Annotated in this window: 1 protein-coding gene; it reads left to right on the forward strand. The window is 41.3% G+C overall.

Features of this window, described 5'->3' with window-relative positions; all coding sequences use genetic code 11:
- The coding region (gene gndA / locus I2483_RS19150; RefSeq protein WP_207278645.1) for an NADP-dependent phosphogluconate dehydrogenase at window positions 1–1233 on the forward strand (1233 nt) is incomplete at both ends.

Consider the following 1233-nt stretch of genomic DNA (forward strand, 5'->3'; position numbering starts at 1 on the left):
CTACAGTATTGAAGATCTGGTCGATTCGCTCGAAGTTCCACGGAAAATTTTATTAATGGTTAAGGCTGGGGAAACAACAGATACGGTGATTCAGTCCCTAGTTCCTCATCTTCAACAAGGGGATATTCTTATCGATGGAGGAAATACATTCTTTAAAGATACGAATAGACGTACAGCAAGCTTAAAAGAATCAGGTATTCATTTCATTGGCGCAGGTGTTTCTGGTGGAGAAGAAGGGGCCCGTAACGGCCCATCGATTATGCCTGGGGGATCAAAAGAAGCTTACGAACAGATTAAGCCCATTCTTGACGCCATTTCGGCAAAAGTTGATGGCATTCCATGCAGTGCATATATGGGCCTCGATGGAGCTGGGCATTACGTAAAAATGGTTCATAACGGAATTGAATATGGCGATATGCAACTGATTTCCGAAGCCTATTTCATCATGAAACATGCACTTGGTCTTGAAGCGCAGGAATTGCATGAAATATTTTCGGAGTGGAACAAGGGAGAGCTCGATAGCTATCTCATTGAAATCACCGCAGATATTTTCACAAAGATGGATGAAGTAACTGGAAAACCGCTCATTGATCAGATTCTAGATGTAGCTACGCAAAAAGGTACAGGAAAATGGACAAGTCAAAATGCATTAGACTTAGGAGTGTCCCTTCCAATCGTCACAGAGTCCGTATTTGCACAATTTATTTCTTCTATTAAAGAAGAGCGAATTGCAGCAAGTAAACTACTAAAAGGCCCTAAACTGAAAAAGTATACAGGTGATCCATACGATTTGATTGAAGCGATACGTAAAGCTTTGTATATGAGTAAAATTTGTTCATATGCCCAAGGTTTTGCCCAAATGCGTGCAGCATCTGAGGAGTATGATTGGAAAATCCCTTACGGAGAAGTAGCCATGATTTTCCGCGGAGGTTGTATCATTCGTGCCCAGTTCTTACAAAACATTAAAGATGCATTTGAGCGCAATAATGACTTACCAAACCTATTAGTCGATCCATACTTCCAAGAAATAGTAGGAGACTATCAGAATTCGCTTCGCGAGGTATTAGCTATAGCCATTCAACATGGTATTCCAGTTCCTGCTTTCTCAAGCGCATTAGCTTACTATGATAGTTATCGTACTGAGACATTGCCAGCCAATCTGATCCAGGCACAGCGAGATTATTTTGGTGCGCATACCTATGAACGCCTTGATAAAGAAGGACATTTCCATAC

Source organism: Sporosarcina sp. E16_3, from assembly GCF_017347125.1.
GTDB lineage: Bacteria > Bacillota > Bacilli > Bacillales_A > Planococcaceae > Sporosarcina.